This window comes from Paeniglutamicibacter quisquiliarum, from assembly GCF_019084045.1.
GTDB lineage: Bacteria > Actinomycetota > Actinomycetes > Actinomycetales > Micrococcaceae > Paeniglutamicibacter > Paeniglutamicibacter quisquiliarum.
Genome location: NZ_JAHRED010000001.1, coordinates 296,095 through 316,933 on the forward strand (window position 1 = coordinate 296,095; position 20,839 = coordinate 316,933).

General features: G+C 62.9%; 18 protein-coding genes and 1 riboswitch. Of the genes, 11 read left to right on the forward strand and 7 right to left on the reverse strand.

The features are described 5' to 3' along the window. Positions 1-135: 135 nt before the first annotated feature. The 4 genes from KRR55_RS01320 to KRR55_RS01335 all read left to right on the forward strand — a co-directional run bounded on the left by KRR55_RS01320 (position 136) and on the right by KRR55_RS01335 (position 5,346). A complete protein-coding gene (locus tag KRR55_RS01320) occupies positions 136-1,068 on the forward strand; it encodes a LysR family transcriptional regulator (RefSeq protein WP_217387234.1) in 933 nt (310 codons plus the stop codon). Between the two features lie 149 nt (positions 1,069-1,217). Then, positions 1,218-2,549 carry an MFS transporter gene (locus tag KRR55_RS01325; protein ID WP_254455730.1) on the forward strand — a complete coding sequence of 444 codons (1,332 nt, stop codon included), beginning with the start codon at positions 1,218-1,220 and terminating at the stop codon, positions 2,547-2,549. Positions 2,550-2,605: 56 nt separating this feature from the next. After that, positions 2,606-3,880, forward strand: a complete 1,275-nt coding sequence (locus KRR55_RS01330; protein WP_217387235.1) for a M20 family metallo-hydrolase — start codon at positions 2,606-2,608, stop codon at positions 3,878-3,880. Beyond that, the gene (locus tag KRR55_RS01335) at positions 3,880-5,346 is read left to right on the forward strand and encodes an amidase (protein ID WP_217387236.1); all 1,467 of its coding nucleotides are present in this window, start codon (positions 3,880-3,882) and stop codon (positions 5,344-5,346) included. Before KRR55_RS01330 ends, KRR55_RS01335 begins: the two co-directional genes overlap by 1 nt. A gap of 3 nt (positions 5,347-5,349) precedes the next feature. Here the strand turns inward: KRR55_RS01335 and KRR55_RS01340 are convergent, their stop codons facing one another. Further along, positions 5,350-5,799, reverse strand: a complete 450-nt coding sequence (locus tag KRR55_RS01340; protein WP_217387237.1) for a UPF0158 family protein — start codon at positions 5,797-5,799, stop codon at positions 5,350-5,352. A gap of 268 nt (positions 5,800-6,067) precedes the next feature. Here KRR55_RS01340 and KRR55_RS01345 point away from each other — a divergent pair, with 268 nt between their 5' ends. Next, entirely contained in the window at positions 6,068-7,165 is a 1,098-nt protein-coding gene (locus KRR55_RS01345) for an NAD(P)-dependent alcohol dehydrogenase (protein ID WP_217387238.1), read from the forward strand. Between the two features lie 86 nt (positions 7,166-7,251). On the opposite strand, the gene KRR55_RS01350 is transcribed toward KRR55_RS01345, so the two are convergent. The 3 genes from KRR55_RS01350 to KRR55_RS01360 are packed head-to-tail and all read right to left on the reverse strand — an operon-like array spanning position 7,252 to position 10,709. After that, the gene (locus KRR55_RS01350) at positions 7,252-8,067 is read right to left on the reverse strand and encodes an enoyl-CoA hydratase/isomerase family protein (RefSeq protein WP_217387239.1); all 816 of its coding nucleotides are present in this window, start codon (positions 8,065-8,067) and stop codon (positions 7,252-7,254) included. Continuing rightward, positions 8,064-9,275 (reverse strand): CaiB/BaiF CoA transferase family protein, encoded by a 1,212-nt coding sequence (locus KRR55_RS01355; protein ID WP_254455731.1) that lies wholly within the window; start codon positions 9,273-9,275, stop codon positions 8,064-8,066. The genes KRR55_RS01350 and KRR55_RS01355 overlap by 4 nt, the downstream gene beginning before the upstream one ends. Positions 9,276-9,323: 48 nt before the next feature. After that, positions 9,324-10,709 (reverse strand): SLC13 family permease, encoded by a 1,386-nt coding sequence (locus tag KRR55_RS01360; RefSeq protein ID WP_217387241.1) that lies wholly within the window; start codon positions 10,707-10,709, stop codon positions 9,324-9,326. A gap of 123 nt (positions 10,710-10,832) precedes the next feature. On the opposite strand from KRR55_RS01360, the gene KRR55_RS01365 reads away from it, so the two are divergent. Next, positions 10,833-11,585, forward strand: coding sequence for an IclR family transcriptional regulator (locus KRR55_RS01365; RefSeq protein ID WP_217387242.1), 753 nt, complete (start codon positions 10,833-10,835; stop codon positions 11,583-11,585). Between the two features lie 96 nt (positions 11,586-11,681). Here the strand turns inward: KRR55_RS01365 and KRR55_RS01370 are convergent, their stop codons facing one another. The 3 genes from KRR55_RS01370 to KRR55_RS01380 form a co-directional block, all read right to left on the reverse strand. Next, a complete protein-coding gene (locus KRR55_RS01370; RefSeq protein WP_217387243.1) occupies positions 11,682-12,914 on the reverse strand; it encodes an amidohydrolase in 1,233 nt (410 codons plus the stop codon). Between the two features lie 114 nt (positions 12,915-13,028). Next, complete coding sequence (locus tag KRR55_RS01375) at positions 13,029-13,772, reverse strand: hypothetical protein (RefSeq protein WP_217387244.1); 744 nt, start codon at positions 13,770-13,772, stop codon at positions 13,029-13,031. Positions 13,773-13,800: 28 nt separating this feature from the next. Continuing rightward, positions 13,801-14,550 carry a DUF5058 family protein gene (locus KRR55_RS01380; protein ID WP_217387245.1) on the reverse strand — a complete coding sequence of 250 codons (750 nt, stop codon included), beginning with the start codon at positions 14,548-14,550 and terminating at the stop codon, positions 13,801-13,803. 172 nt (positions 14,551-14,722) lie between these two features. Further along, positions 14,723-14,813, reverse strand: a riboswitch (glycine riboswitch). Positions 14,814-15,158: 345 nt separating this feature from the next. Between KRR55_RS01380 and KRR55_RS01385 the strand changes: the two genes are divergently transcribed. The 5 genes from KRR55_RS01385 to KRR55_RS01405 all read left to right on the forward strand — a co-directional run bounded on the left by KRR55_RS01385 (position 15,159) and on the right by KRR55_RS01405 (position 20,724). Beyond that, positions 15,159-15,524, forward strand: a complete 366-nt coding sequence (locus KRR55_RS01385) for a nuclear transport factor 2 family protein (protein ID WP_217387246.1) — start codon at positions 15,159-15,161, stop codon at positions 15,522-15,524. A gap of 296 nt (positions 15,525-15,820) precedes the next feature. Continuing rightward, on the forward strand, positions 15,821-16,597 hold the full coding sequence (locus tag KRR55_RS01390) for an IclR family transcriptional regulator (RefSeq protein ID WP_217387247.1): 777 nt from the start codon (positions 15,821-15,823) through the stop codon (positions 16,595-16,597). A gap of 133 nt (positions 16,598-16,730) precedes the next feature. Beyond that, positions 16,731-17,813, forward strand: coding sequence for a zinc-binding dehydrogenase (locus tag KRR55_RS01395; protein WP_217387665.1), 1,083 nt, complete (start codon positions 16,731-16,733; stop codon positions 17,811-17,813). 80 nt (positions 17,814-17,893) lie between these two features. After that, positions 17,894-19,201 (forward strand): MFS transporter, encoded by a 1,308-nt coding sequence (locus tag KRR55_RS01400; RefSeq protein WP_217387248.1) that lies wholly within the window; start codon positions 17,894-17,896, stop codon positions 19,199-19,201. Between the two features lie 53 nt (positions 19,202-19,254). Then, on the forward strand, positions 19,255-20,724 hold the full coding sequence (locus tag KRR55_RS01405) for an aldehyde dehydrogenase (NADP(+)) (protein WP_217387249.1): 1,470 nt from the start codon (positions 19,255-19,257) through the stop codon (positions 20,722-20,724). The last annotated feature ends 115 nt before the right edge of the window (positions 20,725-20,839 follow it).

The window sequence follows — 20,839 nt, forward strand, 5'->3', positions numbered from 1 at the left end:
AAGGTCGAGGGGGCTTGGCCCCACGATTCTAACGTCTCTTGAATAACCATGGTGCCGTGGGTCGGCAGTGGGTAACATTGCGCGCTGGTCGTGCGGGGACGGCCAGCCGGGACACGGTGGGACCATAATGCAGTCATGAGCAAATCCTTCACCCTGGTACAGCTGCGCTACTTCGGGGCGGTGGCCCGGCTGGAGAACATGACAGCGGCGGCGGCCGAGCTGAATGTCACCCAGTCCACGCTTTCCTCGGCCATCGCCCGGCTCGAGGAGGAGTTCGGCGCGTCCCTGTTCACCCGGCTCTCCAGCAAGGGGCTGCGGCTGACCCCGTCGGGGAAGCGCCTGTTGCTGGGATCCCAGGCCTTTCTGGAGGAGGCCGACCTGCTCTACCAAGCCGTCCTCGACGAGGGGGAAGCGCTCGCCGGGGAACTGGTGGTGGGCATGTACTCGCCATTGGCCCCGTTCAAGGCGCCCATAATCCTGCAGGAATTCGAGTCGGCGCACCCCAACGTGAAGGTCAGTTTCCACGAGGGGGACCAGGAGTCGCTGCGCCAGGCGCTGCTCGACGGGGTCTGCGAGTTGGCGCTGATGTACGACCAGGGGGTGGGCGCCGAGTTCGACCGGCGGGTCCTGGAGCGGATCCCGCCGCACGTTCTGGTCCCGGCCGACCATCCGCGGGCCGCCACCCCGAACACGCCTGTCAGCCTGCGGGACTTCGCCGACGAGCCGTTGATCCTGCTGGATGCCAAACACACCCGCGAGTACTACCTGGACATGTTCAGCCAGCTCGGAATCCGTCCATCCATCCGCCATGTGGTCTCCGGCTACGAGACGGTGCGCTCCTATGTGGCCCGCGGCCACGGATATTCGTTGCTGAACCAGCGGCTGACCAACGAACTCACCTATGCCGGCGGCTCCGTGGTTCCGCTGGACATCATCGAGGACCTGCCGCCGATCGAGATGTCGCTGGTCCGCCCCGTCGGAGCCAAACCGACCCGAAAATCGCTCGCGTTCGAGCAGGTCTGCATCGGGCTCTACGGGTCTGGCTCCGATCAGGCGGCCTCCGCCTGACCGATTTCCAATCGATTCACTCGATGGACCTAACCGAAATAATCCGTTAGACCTATGTGATGGCGATCACCACAATGGTTCCAAGGGTAAACATCAAAAGCCGCCGCTTGAGCCAATGGGTCGAGCGGACCGCACACTCAGGAGCGTCGATGAAGACCGAGATCCATTCACAAGAGCCCCAGGCAGTGCTTCAACGAGAGCGCAGGGCCGCCAGCGGCATGCAAAAGCGGGTGCTCGCCGGCGGCAGCATCGGCCAGTTCATCGAGTTCTACGACTTCACCCTGTACGGTCTCTCCGCGGTGGTGCTCTCCCAGCTCTTCTTCCCCGGCACCAGTGCACTGGCCGGGCTCTTGGCCACCTTCGCAACCTTCGGCGTCGCCTTCCTGGTCCGCCCGCTGGGCGGACTGTTCTTCGGTGCCCTGGGAGACAAGATCGGGCGACGCAAGGTCCTGTTCATTACGCTCCTGTCCATCGGCGCAGCCACCGCGATGATCGGCCTGCTGCCCACCCACGCGGCAATCGGCGCTGCTGCCCCCATCTTGCTCGTGCTCTGCCGCATGATCCAGGGGTTCTCCGCCGGCGGTGAATCGGTCGGGGCCCCGGCCTTCGTCTTCGAACACGCACCGATCAACAAGCGCGGCTTCTGGCTGAACATCACCCTGGCAGCCACCGCCCTGCCCTCGGTCTTCGGCGGCACGCTGATCCTGGTGCTCTCCAGCTCCATGTCCTCCGAGTCATTCATGTCCTGGGGCTGGCGCATCCCCTTCCTCCTGGCCCTGCCCATGGCCTTCTTCGGCCTGTGGATCCGCGCCAAGACCGAGGAATCCGAGGCCTTCAAGGCCGTGCTGGCCAAGGAAAAATCCAAGGAATACAGCCCCATCCGCGAGGCCTTCGCCGAGAACAAGGTCCGCATGCTGCAGGTCATCTTCGTGATGGGGCTGACCGCCATGGGCTTCTACTTCCTCTCCGGCTACTTCGTGTCCTACGTCCAGGTCACCGGAAACCTCAGCCGCGACCAGTCGCTGCTGGCCAACGCCACGGCCATGCTCTTCTACGCGCTGCTGCTGCCCGTCGGCGGAATCATCGGGGACCGCGTGGGCCGCAAGCCGATGTTGATTGCGGGCTCCGCGGCACTGGCACTGCTGTCCATCCCGTGCTTCATGCTCGTCACCTCCGGCTCGCTGCCGCTGGCCATTGCCGGCCAGCTGCTCTTCGTGGTCCCGATGTGCATCTACGGCGGAGGCTGCTACACGTTCTTCGTGGAAATCTTCACCACCCGCACGCGCTTCACCTCGGCCGCCATCAGCTACAACGTCGGCTACGCGATCTTCGGTGGATCCGCCCCCTTCGTCGGAACCTTCCTGGTTTCCCAGACCGGGCTGAGCGCCGCACCGGGCTACTACATGGCCGGCGCAGCGGTGATCGTGTTCCTGCTGCTGACCCTCACCAAGGTCCCGGAGACCCACCACCGCGTCGGCTGACCACTTCCCGACCCACCACGCGAACCACCGAACCACTGCAAGGAGCACCCACCCCCATGAGCGATGCAACATTCCTCACCGACTTCCACCACGTCGCCGGAATCGGTGCCACCGAGAACAACGGCGTCGAGCGCCAGGCCGCCACCGAGGCGGACAAATCCACCCGCGACTGGTTTGCCGGCTTCGCCCGGGAACGGAACTGGGAGGTGCGCGTCGACGGGATCGGGAACATGTTCGCCCTGATCGAGCTGCTCCCCGGGGCCCCGTACATCCTGCTCGGATCCCACCTGGATTCCCAGCCGCTGGGCGGGCGCTTCGACGGGGCCTACGGGGTGCTGGCGGGCCTGCACGCCGCCGAACGCGTGGCCGAATCCCTGGCAACGACGGGCACCACCCCGGTTTTCAACCTGGCCGTGGTCAACTGGTTCAACGAGGAGGGCGGGCGCTTCGCCCCCTCCATCATGGGTTCCTCGGTCTTCGCCGGGCTCATGGACCAGGAGAAGATGCTCGCGGTCAAGGACCTGGCCGGCACCACCGTCGCGCAGGCGCTGGAAGCCATCGGATACCTGGGCACCGACGAACGCCCGGACCTTGCCGGCTATGCGGAGATCCACATCGAGCAGGGCAGGATCCTGGAGCGCGAGGGCATCACCCTGGGAGCCGTCGACTACTCCTGGCACACCCAGAAACTGGACATCGAGGTGCTCGGCGAACAGTCGCACACCGGGGCCACGGCCATGGCCGACCGCCACGACGCACTGGTTGCCGCCTCCAAGGTGGTGCTGCTGGTCCACGACGTCACGCAGAAATTCGCCCCGGAGGCGCTGGTGTCCTCGGTCGGGCAGCTGACCCTGGAACCTAACTCACCGATCGTGGTGGCCCGCCGGGTGCACCTGGTCGCCGACCTGCGTTCGGCAAGCTCGGAAATCGTCGCCGAGGCCAGGGCAAGCCTCTTGGCCGACATTGCGCAGATCGCCAAGGACCACGACATCCGCATCAACGTCAACGACTTCGATGTCCGCGGGATCCAGTACTACCCCGAGGGCGGGTTGGAGCTGACCGAGAAGGTCGCAGCGAACCTGGGCCTTTCGGTGCGCCGGATCCGCACCATGGCCGGGCACGATTCGGTGGCCATGAACCGGATTGTCCCCACCGTGATGATGTTCATTCCCTCGGTGGACGGGGTCAGCCACTGCGAACGCGAGTTCACCACCGACGCCGACATGGTGGCCGGTGTGAAGGCGCTGGAATCCGTGGCCTGGGAAATGGTCAACGGTGCGCTGGCGGCAAGGAACCCAACCGACCGCGAGCTCTCGAAGGCCGGTTCCTGATGACCTCCACGGCGGCAAATCCCAAGCCGGAGACCTCGCTGGCCCATCTTTCGGCCACCGACGCGCTGGCAGGATTCAGGTCGTTGGACCTCTCGCCCGTGGAGGTCCTCGAGGCCCAGATCCAGCGGATTGAGGAGCACAACGGGGACCGGGCGACCGGCATCAATGCCTTCACCGAGACGCTCTTCGACTCCGCCCGCGCGCAGGCACGCGTCGCGGCAGATGAATACGTGCGACTGGCGCGCGATGGCGGGGGAGCCCCCGCGCTGCTCGGGCTGAGCGTGGCCACCAAGGAAAAGCACGGGATCGCCGGGCTCAAGCTCGAACAGGGCCTGGCCGCCCACCGTGGACGCGTTGCCCCTGTCGACCACCCGGTGGTGGAACGGCTGAGAGCTGCGGGCGGGATCATCCACGCCCGCACCACGAGTCCCGAATTCAGCTGTGCCACCACCACGCATTCGCCCATGTGGGGGATCACCAGGAACCCGTGGAACAAACAGGCCACACCCGGGGGATCCTCCGGCGGCTCCGGGGCCGCGCTGGCCGCCGGGTTCACCACGCTTGCCACCGCCTCGGACATCGCCGGGTCCACCCGCATTCCGGCAGGGTTCACCGGAACCGTGGGCTACAAGGCACCCTATGGCCGGATCCCGGGGGCCGGCGCGCTGGCCGCCGACTGGTACCGCGGCGACGGGCCGATGGGCCGCACCGTTGCCGACACCGCGCTGCTGGCCGGCGTCATGTCCGGACGCCACCACACCGACCACGGCTCGTGGGGCGAAAACGGCATCAACCCGCTCGCCGCAGCTGACGTTGCGGGGTTGCGCATCGGGCTCTCGCTCACGCTGGGCAACTATCCCGTGGCCCCGGAGATCGTCGAAAACACTCTTAAGGTCGCCCGGGCACTGGAAGCCGCGGGAGCCGTTGTCGTGCCGGTTGACTTGCCTTGGACCACCGCGCGGATCACCGAAACGACCTTCGCCCACTTCGGGCACATCCTGGGCCCGGCCATGGCCACGGAAACCGCAGGGACGGAGTCGGAGCTGGCGGCCTACACGGCCCGGTTCATCAAGGACGCCGCGGCCGCCGCAAGCCGGCACACCCTGGTGGAATCCCTGGCCATGGACCAAGCGCTTCAGACGGAGCTGGCCGCGGCGATGGCAGGGCTGGATGCTCTGCTGTGCCCTACCTCGGCGGTGGCCTCGCTGGCCGCCGACGGGGACTACCTGGACGGGATCGAGACCGCAGAGGGGCACTTGGGCCACTATTGGGAGGCGCACCTGACCAGCCCGTTCAATGTCGCCAACCGCTGCCCGGTCGTTTCGGTTCCCAGCGGGCTGTCCCGCGAGTCGGTGCCCACCGGCGTGCAGGTCGTCGGCCACCCCTTCGACGAGGCCATGGCCTTCCGCATCGCCGCTGCCGTGGAGAACCTCGTCCCCGGACCCGGATTCCCGCTGCTGGGGTAGCCCCTACGCCTGCTCGGTTCCGAAGGCGTCGTCGGGATCGGGGTCTTCAATGGCCTTGATCCCGACCAGCCACCGGATGACAACTGCACGCATGGCCTCGTCCTTGAACCTGTACCAGGCTTCGCGTTCTTCCGGGAAGGTGCCCAGCACGTCCCTGAAATGTCGGAACGGCTTGCTGCGGATCAGTGTCTGCTCGAGTTTTGTGCGGGCCTCGCCCTCGGGCAGCGCGTAGGCGAAGTCCTCCATGTGGCGGAACGACTCGTAGGACTCGACGTGGTCGATCGAGGCAAAATTTCCCTCCTCGATGTCCGACTGGTCAAGGTCCTCCTCGAAGCCGGGCAGCACCACGTCCCCGGTATCCAGGTTCAGGTAGAACTCGGCGCCCATGGAACCGTCGTCCTGCATGGCCCAGGCGATCCGTTCCAGGGCGAGGTCCTCGAGCTTCAACATCATGCTTCCTTGCAGCGGTCGGTGCAGTGTCACCACCAGCCTTGCGCCAGCTGACCCATCGCGCAAGGCCATCCGGGCATGGGCGACGATTCCGCCGTTATGGTCCCCACTTCATCCTTGACCATCCCCGTGCCGCGGGGTTAGCTGAAAGCGGTGACCTTCGCGCCGTTGCGCCTTACGTGCGGATCACCACAGTTGTGCGGGATATGGAGCCCACGCTTCCACCGGGCACGTACCCTCCGTCATTCTCCTAGACCCGAAGGGAAAAACCATGAAGACGAGAGCAGCAGTGGCCATTGCCCCCGAAACCGACCTGGAAATTCGCGAAATCGAGGTTGACGACCCGCGCGCCGACGAACTGCGGGTGAGGATGGTTGCCTCCGGGGTTTGCCATACCGATGCCATCATCCGCGACCAGTGGTACCCGGTTCCGCTGCCGGTGGTCCTGGGCCACGAGGGTGCCGGGATCGTCGAGGCCGTTGGCTCGGACGTGCAGGGATTCGCCGAGGGTGACAAGGTCGTCATCGGCCCGGCCTTCTGCGGTCGCTGCGAGCAATGCCTCGCCGGGCATCCAATGTATTGCGTGAACTTCTACGACCGGAACTTCGGAGTCCAGCGCCCGGATGGCTCGAAGTCCTTTTCCGACTCGCAGGGACCGATCGGATCGCACTTCTTCGGCCAGTCGTCCTTTGCCGAGCACACCAACGTGGTGGCCCACGGGGCGGTCAAGGTCCCCGATGGCGTGCCGCTGGAGATCCTTGGTCCCCTGGGCTGCGGCATCATGACCGGTTCCGGGGCCGTGCTCAATGTCCTGCAACCACAGCCCGGTTCCTCCATCGCGGTGTTCGGCACCGGAGCGGTGGGCATGGCCGGAATGCTGGCGGCCAAGGCCGCCGGCGCGACGACGATCATCATGGTGGACATCGTCCCCGAACGCCTGGACTTCGCCAAGGAGCTGGGAGCCACCCACACCGTGAACTCCAAGGAGACCGACCCGGTCGAGGCGATCAAGGAAATCACCGGTGGAGGCGCCAACTTCGCGCTGGACACCACCGGGGTGCCCCCGGTGTTCTCCCAGATGACCCAGGCCTTGGCCACCCGGGGCCACGGTGCCCTGGTCGGCGCCGCCAAGCTGGGGACCGAGGCGCCGTTCGCCATCGGCAACCTGCTGCTGACCGGGATCAAGGTTTCCATGGTCATCGAGGGCGACGCGGTGCCCAAGGAATTCATTCCCCGGCTGGTCAGCCTGCACACCAGGGGCCTGTTCCCGTTCGACAAACTGATCAAGAAGTACCCGTTCGAGGACATCAACCGGGCCTTCGCCGATTCCGCGGACGGCTCGACGCTGAAGCCGGTCATCGTGTTCTAACGCCATCGGATCCGGAGTAATGGGTGGGCGGACATTTCGCGTGGCGTATGTCCGCCCACCGTTCCCGCGAGGCAACGGCTTCGGGCTCAGCCGCCCCAGGTGAAGCGCGGCCTTTCGCCTTCCAGGAACGCGCGTTGGCCGACGGCGAAGTCCTCGCTGGCCGGCAGCTTCGCCCATTCCTCGCGCCATAGCTCGTCCTCCGTATCGCTTCCGGAGACCATCGAATCGATCAGCGACTTCATGGTGTGGATCGAATATTGCGAGCGCGTTGCCATGCGTGAGACCAGTCTCTGGCTCAGGACCTCGAACTCGTCCTCCGGGACCACGTCCGTCAACAGCCCCCAGGCCGCTGCCTTGTCCGCCGGAATCAGGTCCGCGCTGAACAGCACGTACTTCGCCTTGTCCGCGCCCAGACGCTGAACCAGCCGTTCAATGCCGGAACGCGGATAGATGATGCCCAATTTGGACGGGGTGACCGCAAGCCTGACGGAATCGGCGGCAATGCTCATGTCGCAGGCCGAGGCAATTTGCCAGCCGCCACCCATGCAGGTCCCGCGCACCAGCGCGACGGTCGGCTTGCGCGCCGCACCGATCGCTGCATCGGCGGCACTGAGGTGGTCGATGGATTCCCCGTCCGGGCCCGCATCGAACAAGATGTGGTCAAGTTCGTTGATGGCGGCACCGGCCGAAAAGTCGTCTCCGCTGCCACGCAGCGTGATGACCTTGACCTGGGGGTCGGCATCGAGCCGGCGCACCTGTGCGGCAAGTTCGATGCACATGTCCCGGGTCAGGGCATTGCGCTGGTTCGGGTTCTCAATCACGATCTCGCCGATGTCGCCCTTGATTTCACTGGAGATGCGACCTGCCAGCGTTTGGGCCGCTGCCCCCGTGGTTGCGCTCATGCCGTCGCTCCGCTCGGGGCCAGGACGGCCGGCTCCCGCACGATGCCCTCTGCCATCAGTCGGTCGATTTGTTCGTTGTCGAGTCCCATGCCGGAGAGGATCTCGCGGCTGTGTTCGCCCAGGGCGGGCGGTGCCTGGCGCACCGGCGTGGGTGCCTGGTCGATGCTCACGGGTCCGCGCAGCACGCGCAACTCCGATCCGTCGGAGCGCCGGGTTTCGGCGATCAGTCCCAGCGCGCGGGCCTGGTCGCTGTTGACCGCCTGCAAATAGTCGAACACCGGACCGCTGGGGATCCCCACGCCATTGAGCTCCTCGATCCATGCGGCGGCCGGGCGGGTCGACAGCTCCCGGGTGATCAGCTCGTTGAGCTCCTCGCGGTGCAACGCACGGTCCCGGCCGGTGGTGAATCGCGGCTCTTTGGGCAGGTCGGTTCGCCCGATGACCGAGCAGAACGCGGCCCACTGTGACTCGGTGGCAACAGCCACCACGATGTCGTCGCTGGCCGTGGCATAGGCACCGTATGGGGCAATGGTTGGATGGTTGTTTCCCTGGGGCTGCGGTGCTCGATCCAGCGTCAAGGCGGTCTGGCCCTGGAAGGCGGAGAGCCCCAGCGCGGTCTCGAAGAGCGAGGTGGAGACACTCTGTGCTGTCCCGCCCGTTGCCCGCGCATAGAGCGCGCTAACCAGCGCAAAGGCGGAAACCATGCCAGTGGTGATGTCGACGATCGGGATTCCCACGCGGTAGGTCTCCTCCGCGCTTCTGCCGGTGACCGAGGTCAGTCCGGAGGCGGCCTGGATGACCTGGTCCAGTCCGGCACGGTCCTTCCAGGGTCCGGCCGTGCCGTAGCCGGTAATGGAGGACACGATGAGCCGCGGATTGACGGCCCGCAGCCGTTCGGCCCCGAGTCCCATCTTTTCCATGGTTCCCGGCTTGAAATTCTCCACCAGTGCATCGGCATCGGCCAGCAATCCGGTGAGCAGTTCCCGTCCGGCGTCGCTGTAGAGATCCAGCGAGATCGACTTCTTGTTTCGATTGGTGGAATCGAAATACAGGCTGTGGTCCCCGTCGAACGGCGGCCAGGCCCGCGAGGAGTCCCCGCCGGTGACGGTCTCGATCTTGATGACGTCCGCACCCAGGTCCGCGAGCAATGCGGTGCAGTAGGGGCCGGCCAGCGCGCGGCTGAGGTCGATGACGCGAATACCGCTCAAGGGAAGCAAGGTGTCCTCTTTCTGGGGAAATGAATCTGACATGGCTGCCTAGAACATGGTGGGAAGAACGAGGGTGCCCACCAGTCCCAGCGGGCCGATCACGACCATGGACATGCCCCACCTGGTCAAGAGCCTGTTGATGCGCGGGCGCTCGTCTTCCTCGACGGTGGCCACCAGCGTGGCCCCCACGGTGGAAAACGGGGAGACATCCACGATCGAGAAACAGACACCGAGCGCGGCGATCAGGGCCCAACCTGCAATGTCGCCCGAGGCCACCAGCGGGATGGCCAGCGGCACCAGGGCCGCGAGCATTCCGGTGGTGGAGGCGAAGGCCGACACCAGGCCGCCGATCAGGCAAATGACCAGGGCCGCGACAAGCGGGGCGCCGATTTGGCTGGCCGCCTCGCCCAGCAGCTCGACGGCTCCCATTTTCTGCAGCACGCCGACGAAGGTGATGATGCCGCCGACCATCAGGACGGTGGACCAGTCGATCTTGCCCACGGCGGTCTTGCCGGTCTTGGGGTCGACCAAGGTCATGACCGAAGCGAAGGCGAAACACAGGATGCCGATGTCCGGGTCCAGGCCGCACACGGCCAGGACGATGACGCTGGTGAGCAGTCCGAGCATGCACAGGACGGTGACCAGCTGGGTGCCGTTCATCCTGGGGCGCGCGGTCGGCGCGGCATCGGCCCGCTCGAGGGTCTGCAGGCCGCTGCGGGCCGCCTCGGCGCTGCGGCGCATCAGCCCCTCGCGCTCGAACGGGTGGGCCGGAAGCGGGCCGCGGCCCGCGAAACGCGGCGCGTCGGAGGGCTTGAGGGTCCCGGTTGCCCGCGACCTGAGCAGCGCGAAACCGCCGAACATGGCGTAGGCGGCGATCATCAACACGAGGTTGGCGCCGAGTGCGACGCCGAAGAGCAGCAGCGGGTTCAGCGGGATTCCGACCGAGTGGGCGGTCCCATAGGTCACGATGCCAAAGAGGCTGGTCGGGGCGAACCCGCCGGCGCTCAGGCCGCACCCGATGGCAAGTCCCATCAGCATCCGGTCGATCCCGTATTTCTTGGCGAGCGGCATGCCGATGGGTGTCAGGACGAGGCCCGCCAGCGGGGAGCCCATGGCCGAGATGCCGACGGACAGTGCAAAGAAGACGATGGGGAGAACAAAGGCGTTGTCGCCGACCTTCGCAATCGCGGATTCGATGATCTTGTCAACGGTCCCGTTCTCCTGGGCGATGGCGAAGAAATAGGTCACCCCCACGAGCAGCACCAGGATGGAGACGGGGAAGCCCCCGATCACCTGCTTCATTTCCAGGTCAGCCAGCCAAATGCCGACACCTGCGGCCGCGGCGAACATGATGACGCCGAGGTGGACCTTTCGAAGCGTGGCCACGGCAAAGATCCCCACGAAGATCAACAAGGCAATGATTTGAGAACTCACGCTCGTCCTTTCACTTGCACATCTTGCGGTTCACTGGTTGAACCGACGGTTCATTTTCGGAATTCGGATGTAAGCTATATCACAACAAGGCGTTGGTCAAGGGAAGAAACGGGTACATCCACGGTGAGTACGCAAAGCGTGAAGACGGCAATCCAGGTCATTGAGACAATCTCGCTGCACCAGCCCATCGGGCTTTCCGACATTGCCAAGCGGACCGGAGGGTCAAAGGCCACGGTCCTGCGCATGCTCGCGACACTCAAGGAGATGAATTGGGTGCAGCAAAGCGATACGCGGGACGCGGCCTGGTCGCTCTCGTTTCACGCGTATGCCGTGACCGCGCGTGCCGGTCTGGGCGTTGACCTGCGGGACATCGCCATCGGCCCGATGAACGGACTGCAACTGGACACCCGGGAAACGGTGCACCTGTGTGTCCCGGACGGAAAGTCGCTGGTTGTCATCGAGCGGCTGGACACCCCGCATGTGCTGCGCGCGTTCCTGGCGCTGGGAACCCCCATTCCCCTGCACGCGTCGGCAACGGGATTGGCCTTCCTGGGAGCCTCCACCGACGAGTTTGTCCGCGACGTCCTTGCAGGTCCGCTGGAGGGCGTCAGCGAGCAAACCGTCACCGACCCCGAGGGCGTGTGGAAACTGGTGCGGGAAACTCGGGAGCGCGGCTACGCCATCAACGAGGAGGGGTTGAGCAGCGGTATCACGTCGCTGGGGGCGCCCATCGTGAATTCCGCGGGAGTGCCGGTCGGCAGCGTATCGATTTCCGGGCCCTCGAGCCGCATCGAGCCCGCAAAGTATGAGGAGTACGGCACCGCCGTGGTGCGGACCGCTGGCGAAATCGGCGCGCTGTTGCGCGGTAGCCGCTAAGGACCCTGCACGCGCGCGATGCCGTCCAAAGTCCATATATATGCCTCCGGCCAGGCCTTCAGCAAGAAGACCTGGCCGGAGGATTGAAGGTCTACGCTACTTGCCGACCTTCGAGTACAGGGCGCGGACCGCTGCCTCGACGCCGGTGCTCAGCGTCGGTTCCATGACCGGGGCGAAGAAGGGCGAGTGGTTTGCCGGCGGGTGGCCGGCGGCCAGGGTCTTGGCGTCGTTGCCGCCGAAGAACCAGAACACCGAGGGCACGCCGATCGCCGCGGCGAGCGCACCGAAGTCCTCGCTGCCCATAACCGGCGAGCCCTGCAGGACGCGCTCCTCGCCGAACTCATCGCGGAATTCCTCGGCCAGCTTTTCGGTTTCGGCCGGGTCGTTGTAGAGCGGCGGGAAGTTGGAGATGTCCTCGATCAGTGGCTCGGATGCGCCGGAGGCCTCGGCCTCGGCGGCAATGATGCGCCGGATCGAGGTGAGGACGATGTCCCTGACCTCGGGTTCGAAGGTGCGCACGTTGATGGTGAACACGGCGCGGTCGGGGATGACGTTTTCCTTGAGCCCGGCGTGGAACGACCCGATGGTCAGCACGGCCGCGGACTGCGGGGCGACCTGGCGCGAGACAATGGTCTGCAGTCGCAGCACCATGGACGCGCCCAGCACGATCGGGTCAATGGAGTGCTCGGGCATCGAGCCGTGCGAGCCCTGGCCGAAGACGGTGACCTTGAAGGAGTCGGCGGTGGTCATAGCCGCTCCGCCCATCAGCGAGACGGTGCCGGTGAGCCCGTTCATCACGTGCTGGCCGAACATGATCTCCGGCTTCGGCGCCTTGTCCCAGAGCCCGTCCTCAACCATGGCGCGGGCGCCGGCGGCGGTTTCCTCGCCGGGCTGCAGCACGAAGACGATGGTCCCGGCCCAGGCGTCGGTGGCACCGGCGTAGAGCTCGGCAGTCTTCAGCGCGGTGGCCATGTGGGTGTCGTGGCCGCAGGCGTGCATGGTCGGGACCTCGGTGCCGTCATCCAGGAAACCGGTCGCGGTGCTGGCGTAGTCGAGGCCGGTGTCCTCGAGCACCGGCAGCCCGTCGGTGTCGGCGCGCAGGCCGATGACCGGTCCCTCGCCGTTGCGCAGCACGCCGACCACGCCGGTGCCGCCGCAGCGGAACACCTCAAGCCCCAAGTCCTCGAGCCGCTTGGCCAGGTAGTCTGCGGTCTTGTGTTCCTGCATGGACAGCTCGGGGGTGGCATGCAAGTGCTTGTAGGTATCGCCCATTTCGGCCGCCGAAGCCGCGGACATTTTCAGGGACTGGGGAATCGTGGTGCTGGCCATGGGGCTGGGGGTTCCTTGCTTTGGGGTGGCGGCGGCACCGCAGGGTGCCGCCGCCGGTCAGTATTTTTACAGTGCGTGTTTCAGTGGGGTCGGTACGGTCGCCGGGGGTGCCGGTCAGTACACCGGACCCTCGGGGGTGGCGTCCACCGGGACGTCTTCCGGGGTGCCCAGGGTCTTGCGGTCGCGGAACACCCAGGCGAGGACAGCCGTGGCAATCACGGCAACGGCGGTGGAGAACAGTCCGAAGGGCTTGTAAAGCTGGGCGAAGAAGACCACGATGACCGAGACCACCAGCGCGATTACTGCCGAGCGCGGGGCCTTCTGGCTCACGATGGCCTGGACAACCACCGCGCCCATGACGGTCGGCAGGATGTAGAACTGAACTGTTTGGATGATGTCGACCGGGATCACACTGACCAGCCACGTGCCCAGCAGGCCCACAAAGATGAACAGCGAGGCCAGGTGGACCGTGGCCGCGCCGCAAATGGCGGCGACCGAGGCCAGCTCGCCCTTGCGGGTGCCGGGCTTCACCCCGATGGTCGACTGGGCAATCATGGCCGCCGGCAGCAGCTTGTTGGAGATGTTGCCGATCATGAACGCCTGGTACATGGAGGAGGCGCCAAGGATCGGGAAGTAGGTCAACGGCTCGACAATCCAGATGACGCCGAAGACCGCGGCCAGGGCGGCGAAGGCCGTGATGATGCCGGAGAGTTCGATGTCGAGGCCGGCGAAGAAGACCAGGTAGGCAGGGGCGGCCAGGGAAAAGAACAGGCCAATGATCATGGTGATCCGGCCCCAGCGGGAAGTGGTCTTGTCAAAGGCGCCGAGCGCCTGGTGGATTTCTGTTGCATTGCTCATGATGTGCTCCTGGAAATCTTGGCGGCGGCTAGAGGCGGGTGGCGGCGTAGGTGATGGCCAAGGCCAGGATGATGGCAATGCCCAGCGCCCATTCCTTGATCCACGGCTTGTTGACCCGTTTGGCGACCACCATCAGGATGGTCATGATCGCGGCCGAGGAGACGAAGGCAACCACATGGAGCCACGACTTGGGCAGTTCGCCGATGCCCAGCACCATGAATGCGGCAACCATGGCAGCACCCGGGACGACCAGCATGATGGCCGGGTTGACCTTGCGCAACGCGGAATCGCCGCGCTTGAGCAACGGGGTGAGGATGAGGGTGGCGATCATCCACATGGCACCGCCGAGGCTCATGGCGGCCAAGGCCAGGCCGAAGACCGCCTGCGTGTATGTCGGGCCGCCGAGTTCCGCGCCCGCGGTTTTGGCGGCAATGGCGGCGGCGGCGGTTTCATAGGACACCGAACCGATCAGTCCGATGCGCACCAAGACAGCGGGGGTGCCGAAAATCGTCAGCAGTGCGACGGCGACAAGGACCACGGCAAGCGAGGGACCCAAAGCGGAAATGGCTCCGGCGCGGAAGCTTGTCTTCAGCTCGGCCTGGGACATCCCGATGTGAGGTGCGGCGACCCTGGCTGCCTTCATGTAGATGACGGACTGGACGATGATGACCAGGAATACACCGATGGCGCACGCCCAGAGGACCGGCGAATTGGCGAGGGCGAGGATGTCCGTGGAGTTGCTGTCCGCAACGGCGGGCAATATGGCAGGTATTTGCATGGGGGAGTTCTACCGTTCATCGAAGGGTTCAGTGCGGTGGGAGCGGGCCTCTGTTGTTGCCAGGTGCCACCGTGCCCGCTCTGTCCTGAACCTGAAAGTGAAACCGGTGCCCCATGGCACCGGCGTGCTTCGTCGGTGAGCCACCTGTCCCGGCGGCTGCTCTCCAGAGTTTCCTCACGCGGCTGTTCCTGGTACCTGAGAGATTGCGGGTGCTTGCCCCTTCGGTGCCCGAGTGGTGTCCGGGACTCTCCAGCCGCGCGTGATCGGAAGACTATTCAGTTGTCGGCGGCTGCTTGTCCGCTGGAAGCCAACAATACTTGACGTGGGTCACAGCGGCACTCTTTATTTCAGCCGACCGAACGGTCATGAATTTCTTTTTCCGATCCGGCAAGGAATGGCCTAGGGAGCGAGGGTGATTCCAGGTCGAAGTGAGGCTTTACAGCCACTTGGTTATTATCTGAGCGAGTATTCCCATCCGTCCGTGCCAGTGGATAGCCTTGGGAAAACGGCAGGACTGCGCCCTTGGACCGAGCTGCTGGGCAGCGGGTGTCCGCTCCCGCTGCTGCCGCCCATCATCACGCCACACAAGAGTCCCGGAGGTTTCATCCATGTCAGCAAACAAGGACACCGTCAGGAAGTACATCGACGGATTCAACAAGTCGGACCACGCCCAGATCCTTTCCTGCCTCACCGAGGACATCGAATGGACGGTCTTCGGCCACTTTCGGCTCAGCGGCAAGGAAGCCTACAACGAGGCGATCGAAAGCCCGGACTTCACTGGGCCGCCGGTGCTGGACATCGTGCGCCTGGTCGAGGAAGACGACGTGGTGATGGCCGAACTGTCCGGCGAGGCACGCCGGGCCGACGGCGAGACCATGCGCATGAGCATGGCAGAGGTCTTCGTGATGCGCGATGCGTTGATCACCGAACGCCGTGCCTTCGTCATCGAGCTGACCGAGAACGACTACAAATAGGCGCCCGCTGAGCCTGCTGTCAGCTTCCACGGCACGATATTTCCTAAGTCTCACACCGCATAAGTTCGCCTGGATGGGTAGTCAAGCGTCGCTTTCCGTAACGTGGCCCTTCAATAGTGTTGAAGCCATGGGACTGCCGAGCTTTTCGCTTCAACCAGTGGGCGATTCGGGCTGATGTCCAGGTGATAATCAATTTCTCAGCCGGATCTACCCCTCTCAATAGGCTTAGCCACGCAACTGTTGCCTACGTTCATTCGTGTTGCATGTCTCACTGAGTAAGACGCATAATAGTTCGCATGATTGCCCCTTTTCCCCAGGTACCGGTCTCGATGGTCGACCGCATTGGTGTCATCCTCGAGACGTTTAATGTCGAAGACCCGGTGTTGACGGGCGCGGAAATTGCGCGTCGTACGGGCCTGCCCAAGGCGACAGTTGCGCGGATACTCGTGGACCTTGATCGGCACGATTTTGTTGCCCACACTGAGTCCGGTTACCAGATTGGCATGAAGTGTTTTGAATTGGGGGAACGGGCGCAGCAGCCAAAGAACCTGCGCCGACTGGCACTGGCCACCATGTCCGATCTTCGGCAGGCAACGGGTTTGACGGTGCAACTTGGCGTGCTTGATGGCATGGATGTCGTCTATATCGAGATCCTCCGCGGAAAGCACCGAGAGCTTCGTATTCCCTCACGAATCGGCGGGAGGGTCCCCAGTTATGCCACGGCTGGGGGCAAGGCGTTGTTGGCCCACTCGGCCGTGGAAGTCCAGGAACTGGTCCTCGGCAGTCCCCTCACAAAAATCGGGCCTCGGACCATCGTTGATCCGAAGGAATTGGCCGCGCAATTGGAGCGTACGCGCCGAGATGGCATTGCCTACGAGGTTGAAGAGTCCTATGTCGGTTTATCATGTGCCGCGAGCCCAATCCTTCGAAACGATGGAACGGCGCTCGCAGTAATCTCAATCACTGCACCGGTAGGTAGCGTAGATATGCGCATAGTCGGGCCGGCTGTTCATGCCGCGACGCTCGGCTTGAACCGTCAGGTGCGGGCTACGCCATACTGGGCAAGCCTCTAGTGTTGACTGTCCCACTGAGTGGGACGATCTTTTGACTTCAAAGACACGCGCTCGCAGGCTGTCTCCTAGTCGCCGTGACAAACGTCACGAGCGACAGCATCTTTACGAGGAGTCGTTTGTGAAAGCCGCAGTTATGATAGCGCCCAATGTGCCACTGAGCGTGACCGAGTTGGTCATTAGCGCACCGCGCCCTGGGGAAGTCCGCGTACGGATAGAGGCAGCAGGCGTGTGCCACAGCGACCTTCACTATATGAAGAACGATCTGGCCTGCAAGACGCCGATAGTCATGGGACATGAAGGGGCTGGGATTGTCGAAGAAGTTGGTGACGGGGTCCGAAGCGTGGCAGCTGGTGACAAGGTAATCATGACGTGGCGACCTCGATGCGGCTCCTGCGAATACTGCTCTTCTGGTCGTCCGGCACTTTGCACTCTGGGCAAGATCCACGCCGTCACTAATGGCTTGCTGCGCGGCGGTTCTCGCTTGGATCACGATGGCACGACTGTCCACCACCTCATGGGTGTTTCCTGCTTCGCGCAAGAGTGCATTGTTTCCGAAGAATCCCTTATTAAAGTTCCTAAGGAAGTTCCTTCAGCCATTGCGGCAATCGTAGGATGCGCCGTCGTAACTGGTATGGGTACGGTTCTCAACGGCATGCCGCATGCTGCCGGTGAATCCGTGCTCATTGTCGGTGCAGGCGGAGTCGGACTTTCCGCAGTTATTGGGGCAGCGGCCGTCGGCGCCTACCCCATCATCGTGGCCGATATCGACGACCAGAAACTCGATAAAGCCCGGGAGCTGGGTGCCACCCACACGATCAACAGCAAACTAGTGGACTTAGTTACTCAAGTTCTCGAGATCACCGAAACGGGAGTTCACTGGGCCATCGAAGCGATCGGGCGTGAAGAAACCATTACAGCGACAGTTGCCGCACTGCGTCCACGAGGCACCGCCTTCGTAATTGGACTGGGCAACCCGAATACCGACATCCGTTTCCCCCTAAATCAAGCGGTCCAACAGGAAAAGACCATCCGAGGAAGCTTGTACGGTTCCTCAAATCTTTCGGTTCAAATTCCACAAATCCTGCGGATGTACTTGGCAGGAAAGCTGCCTCTGGACGCAATGCTGGGCAACAGCTTCGCTCTCGATGAGATTAACGAGGCTTTCGACGACTTGTCGGGCGGCGGCGCAGGCCGAACCGTCATCCTCATGACCTAGTCAACTCGACCTAAATCGAAATAGGAAAGCCACAGCAGCGTAGCTAGGGCATTCCCTGATCACTCACACAGGAGTTTTAAATGTCAGCCCAAACGTCTGCGGTGACCATTCACGTCACCAATCAAGACCGCAAGCGCGCTCTCTGGGGTAGCGCGGTCGGAAGCACAATCGAGTGGTACGACTATTTCCTCTACGGGACAATGTCGGGCCTCGTTTTCGGTCCGCTCTTCTTCCCCTCGGATAATCCAACCGCCAGCCAGATGCTCTCCCTTGCATCGTTTGCTCTTGCCTTCTTCGTACGACCCATTGGCGGCATATTGTTTAGCCACATCGGTGACCGTATCGGCCGGAAGAAGACGCTGCTAGTCACCCTGACTATGATGGGCGTTGCTACTGTTGCTATCGGTCTGATGCCTACTTATGCCGCCATTGGTGTAGGTGCCCCCATCCTCCTGACAATTTTGCGCCTCATTCAGGGTCTGGCGTTGGGCGGTGAATGGGGCGGGGGGCTGTTGCTGGCCGTCGAATATTCTCCGAAGGAACGCCGAGGATTCTTCGGCGCAGTTCCGCAAACTGGTGCCCTCCTGGGACTGGCTTTGGGAAACATTGCCACGCTTGGCGCCGACGCACTTTTCCCCAAGGAAGCGTTCCTCACGTACGGATGGCGAATTCCGTTCCTGCTTTCTGCGGTTCTGCTCTTGGTGGGTTTGTGGATCCGACATCGAGTCGATGAAACCCCTTCCTTCCGTCAGATGAAACTTGCCGGCAACGAAAAGCGTATTCCGATCGTAGAGACGCTCAAGTACCACTGGCGATCGGTCCTCATCGCAACCGGTGCCAAGATTGTCGAGACATCTACGTTCTTCATTTTCGCGACGTTCACCGTCTCATACGCAATTTCGCTGGGTTACGAACGGACCCCCGTACTAGCGATAATTCTGATCTGTTCGATTCTCGGCGTCTTCTCCATGGTTAAATTTGGCGCGCTGTCCGACAAGATTGGTCGCAAACCAGTATTCATTGGTGGGTCCATCGCTGTTATGGCCTTCATCCTGCCTTACCTGTGGCTTCTGAACCAGAAATCGCTCATTCATTTGGCTATCGGTTGCTTCATTGGATTCGCGATCATATGGCCGAGTTATGGATCGCTCATCGGAACGCTCATTGCCGAGAGCTTCACTCCAGATATCCGCTACACGGGCGCTTCTTTGGGGTACCAGCTTGGTGCAGCGATCGCTGGTGGCCCCGCTCCACTCATTGCAACGGCACTGCTGACCGCGTTTGCCGGGAGCTACGTCCCGGTCGGCCTGTTCGTTATGCTGTGTGGCGCCATTTCGGTCGTAGCAGTTTCATTCGCTAAGGAAAAGCGAAATCAAGAGATCGACTAATTTCTGCTGCAACCTTGGTTGAGGCCTAGTTGACACTCCTAAGAAAGGTAATCATGGCGCTCACACTTGAGACCATAAATGAAACATCGGTAGCCGCGCTGGAAATCATTCTGGCAAAGGCAGAATCGGCATTCGGAACCTGGGCAGGCACCACCCTGATTGCGCGTTCAGAAGCACTGGAACTCATTGCCGATCGGCTGGACGAAGCCTCCGATGAACTCATCCAGTTGGCAATGGCGGAAACACACTTGGCTGAACCCCGACTAATGGGTGAACTGAAACGGACGATGTTCCAGTTGAGGTTCTTTGCCAAGCAGGTCCTCGGGGGAGAATTCCTGAATGTGCGAATTGACCATAAGGACGACGAGTGGCCCATGGGTGCCCCTCGTCCCGATCTACGCCGAACCATGCAGCCACTCGGCCCGGTACTCGTGTTTGCCGCTAGCAATTTCCCATTTGCGTTCTCTGTCGCAGGCGGTGACACCGCATCTGCACTGGCCGCTGGTTGCCCCGTAGTGCTCAAAGGTCACCCCGGACACCCTGCATTATCACGTAAGACCGCGGATGTGGTTCTAACCGCGCTCGCGGATGCCGGAGCGCCGGAGGGAACCTTTGACATCATTTTTGGGACCCGAAATGGCGCTGAGGCGCTGGCGGATTGTCGCATCAAAGCTGGTGCGTTTACTGGAGGAATTCCAGGTGGGCGAACCTTGTTCGACATCGCCTCGGGACGCGCGGAACCGATCCCCTTCTACGGCGAATTGGGCAGCAACAACCCCGTATTCGTTACACCAGCGGCCGAAGCGGAGCGTGGCGAATCCATAGCCCGTGAGTTCGTGACTTCCTTTACTCAGAGCGCGGGGCAGCTTTGTACAAAGCCAGGAACTTTGTTTGTGCCGAGCGAGAGCGCAATTCTTGACGAGCTCCGCAATATGGAACTTCCATCGGAAGCACCCCTGCTCAATGAAGGAATTTTGGCTGCTTTCTCCGATGGAAAAGGGAGGCTCGAGAGCCACGACGGGGTACGAGTACTGAACGATTCCACCTCACGAACGACTGGCGATGCTAGCCCAATACTCTTTCACAGCACCTTGGGGCAAATTCGCAGGGCCCCAGAGTCGTTGCTTGCAGAATGTTTCGGTCCGGCGGCGTTGGTCGTCACCTATGAGAACGTTGCGGAGCTCAGCGAAGTGGCAAAGCTTTATGAAGGCCAATTGACGGCTTCGATCCATGGCACTAATTCATGTGACGTGGGATCCCTTATGCATGTACTCTCACAGAAGGCCGGACGCGTCCTCTGGAATCAGTGGCCAACGGGTGTTTCTGTAACTTACGCCCAGCAGCACGGTGGCCCCTACCCGGCAAGCACCGCAGTGCAAAGCACCTCCGTAGGCACGGCAGCTATGGATCGTTTCCTCCGCCCTCTGGCTTTCCAAGGATTCCCTGACCATCTCTTGCCAGCGCCGGTGAGGGATTCGAATCCCTTAGGAATTCCGCGTCAAGTCAATGGCGAGTGTGTTTGAAAAATGCTTGTCGCATTAAGAGTTTCTGACCGCGTGTTCCTGACGAGAACGCATTCCCGAGCAGTATCGCATTTGCTATGAGTCCGGGGTACTAGCTGGTCATTTCCGCTCCCAT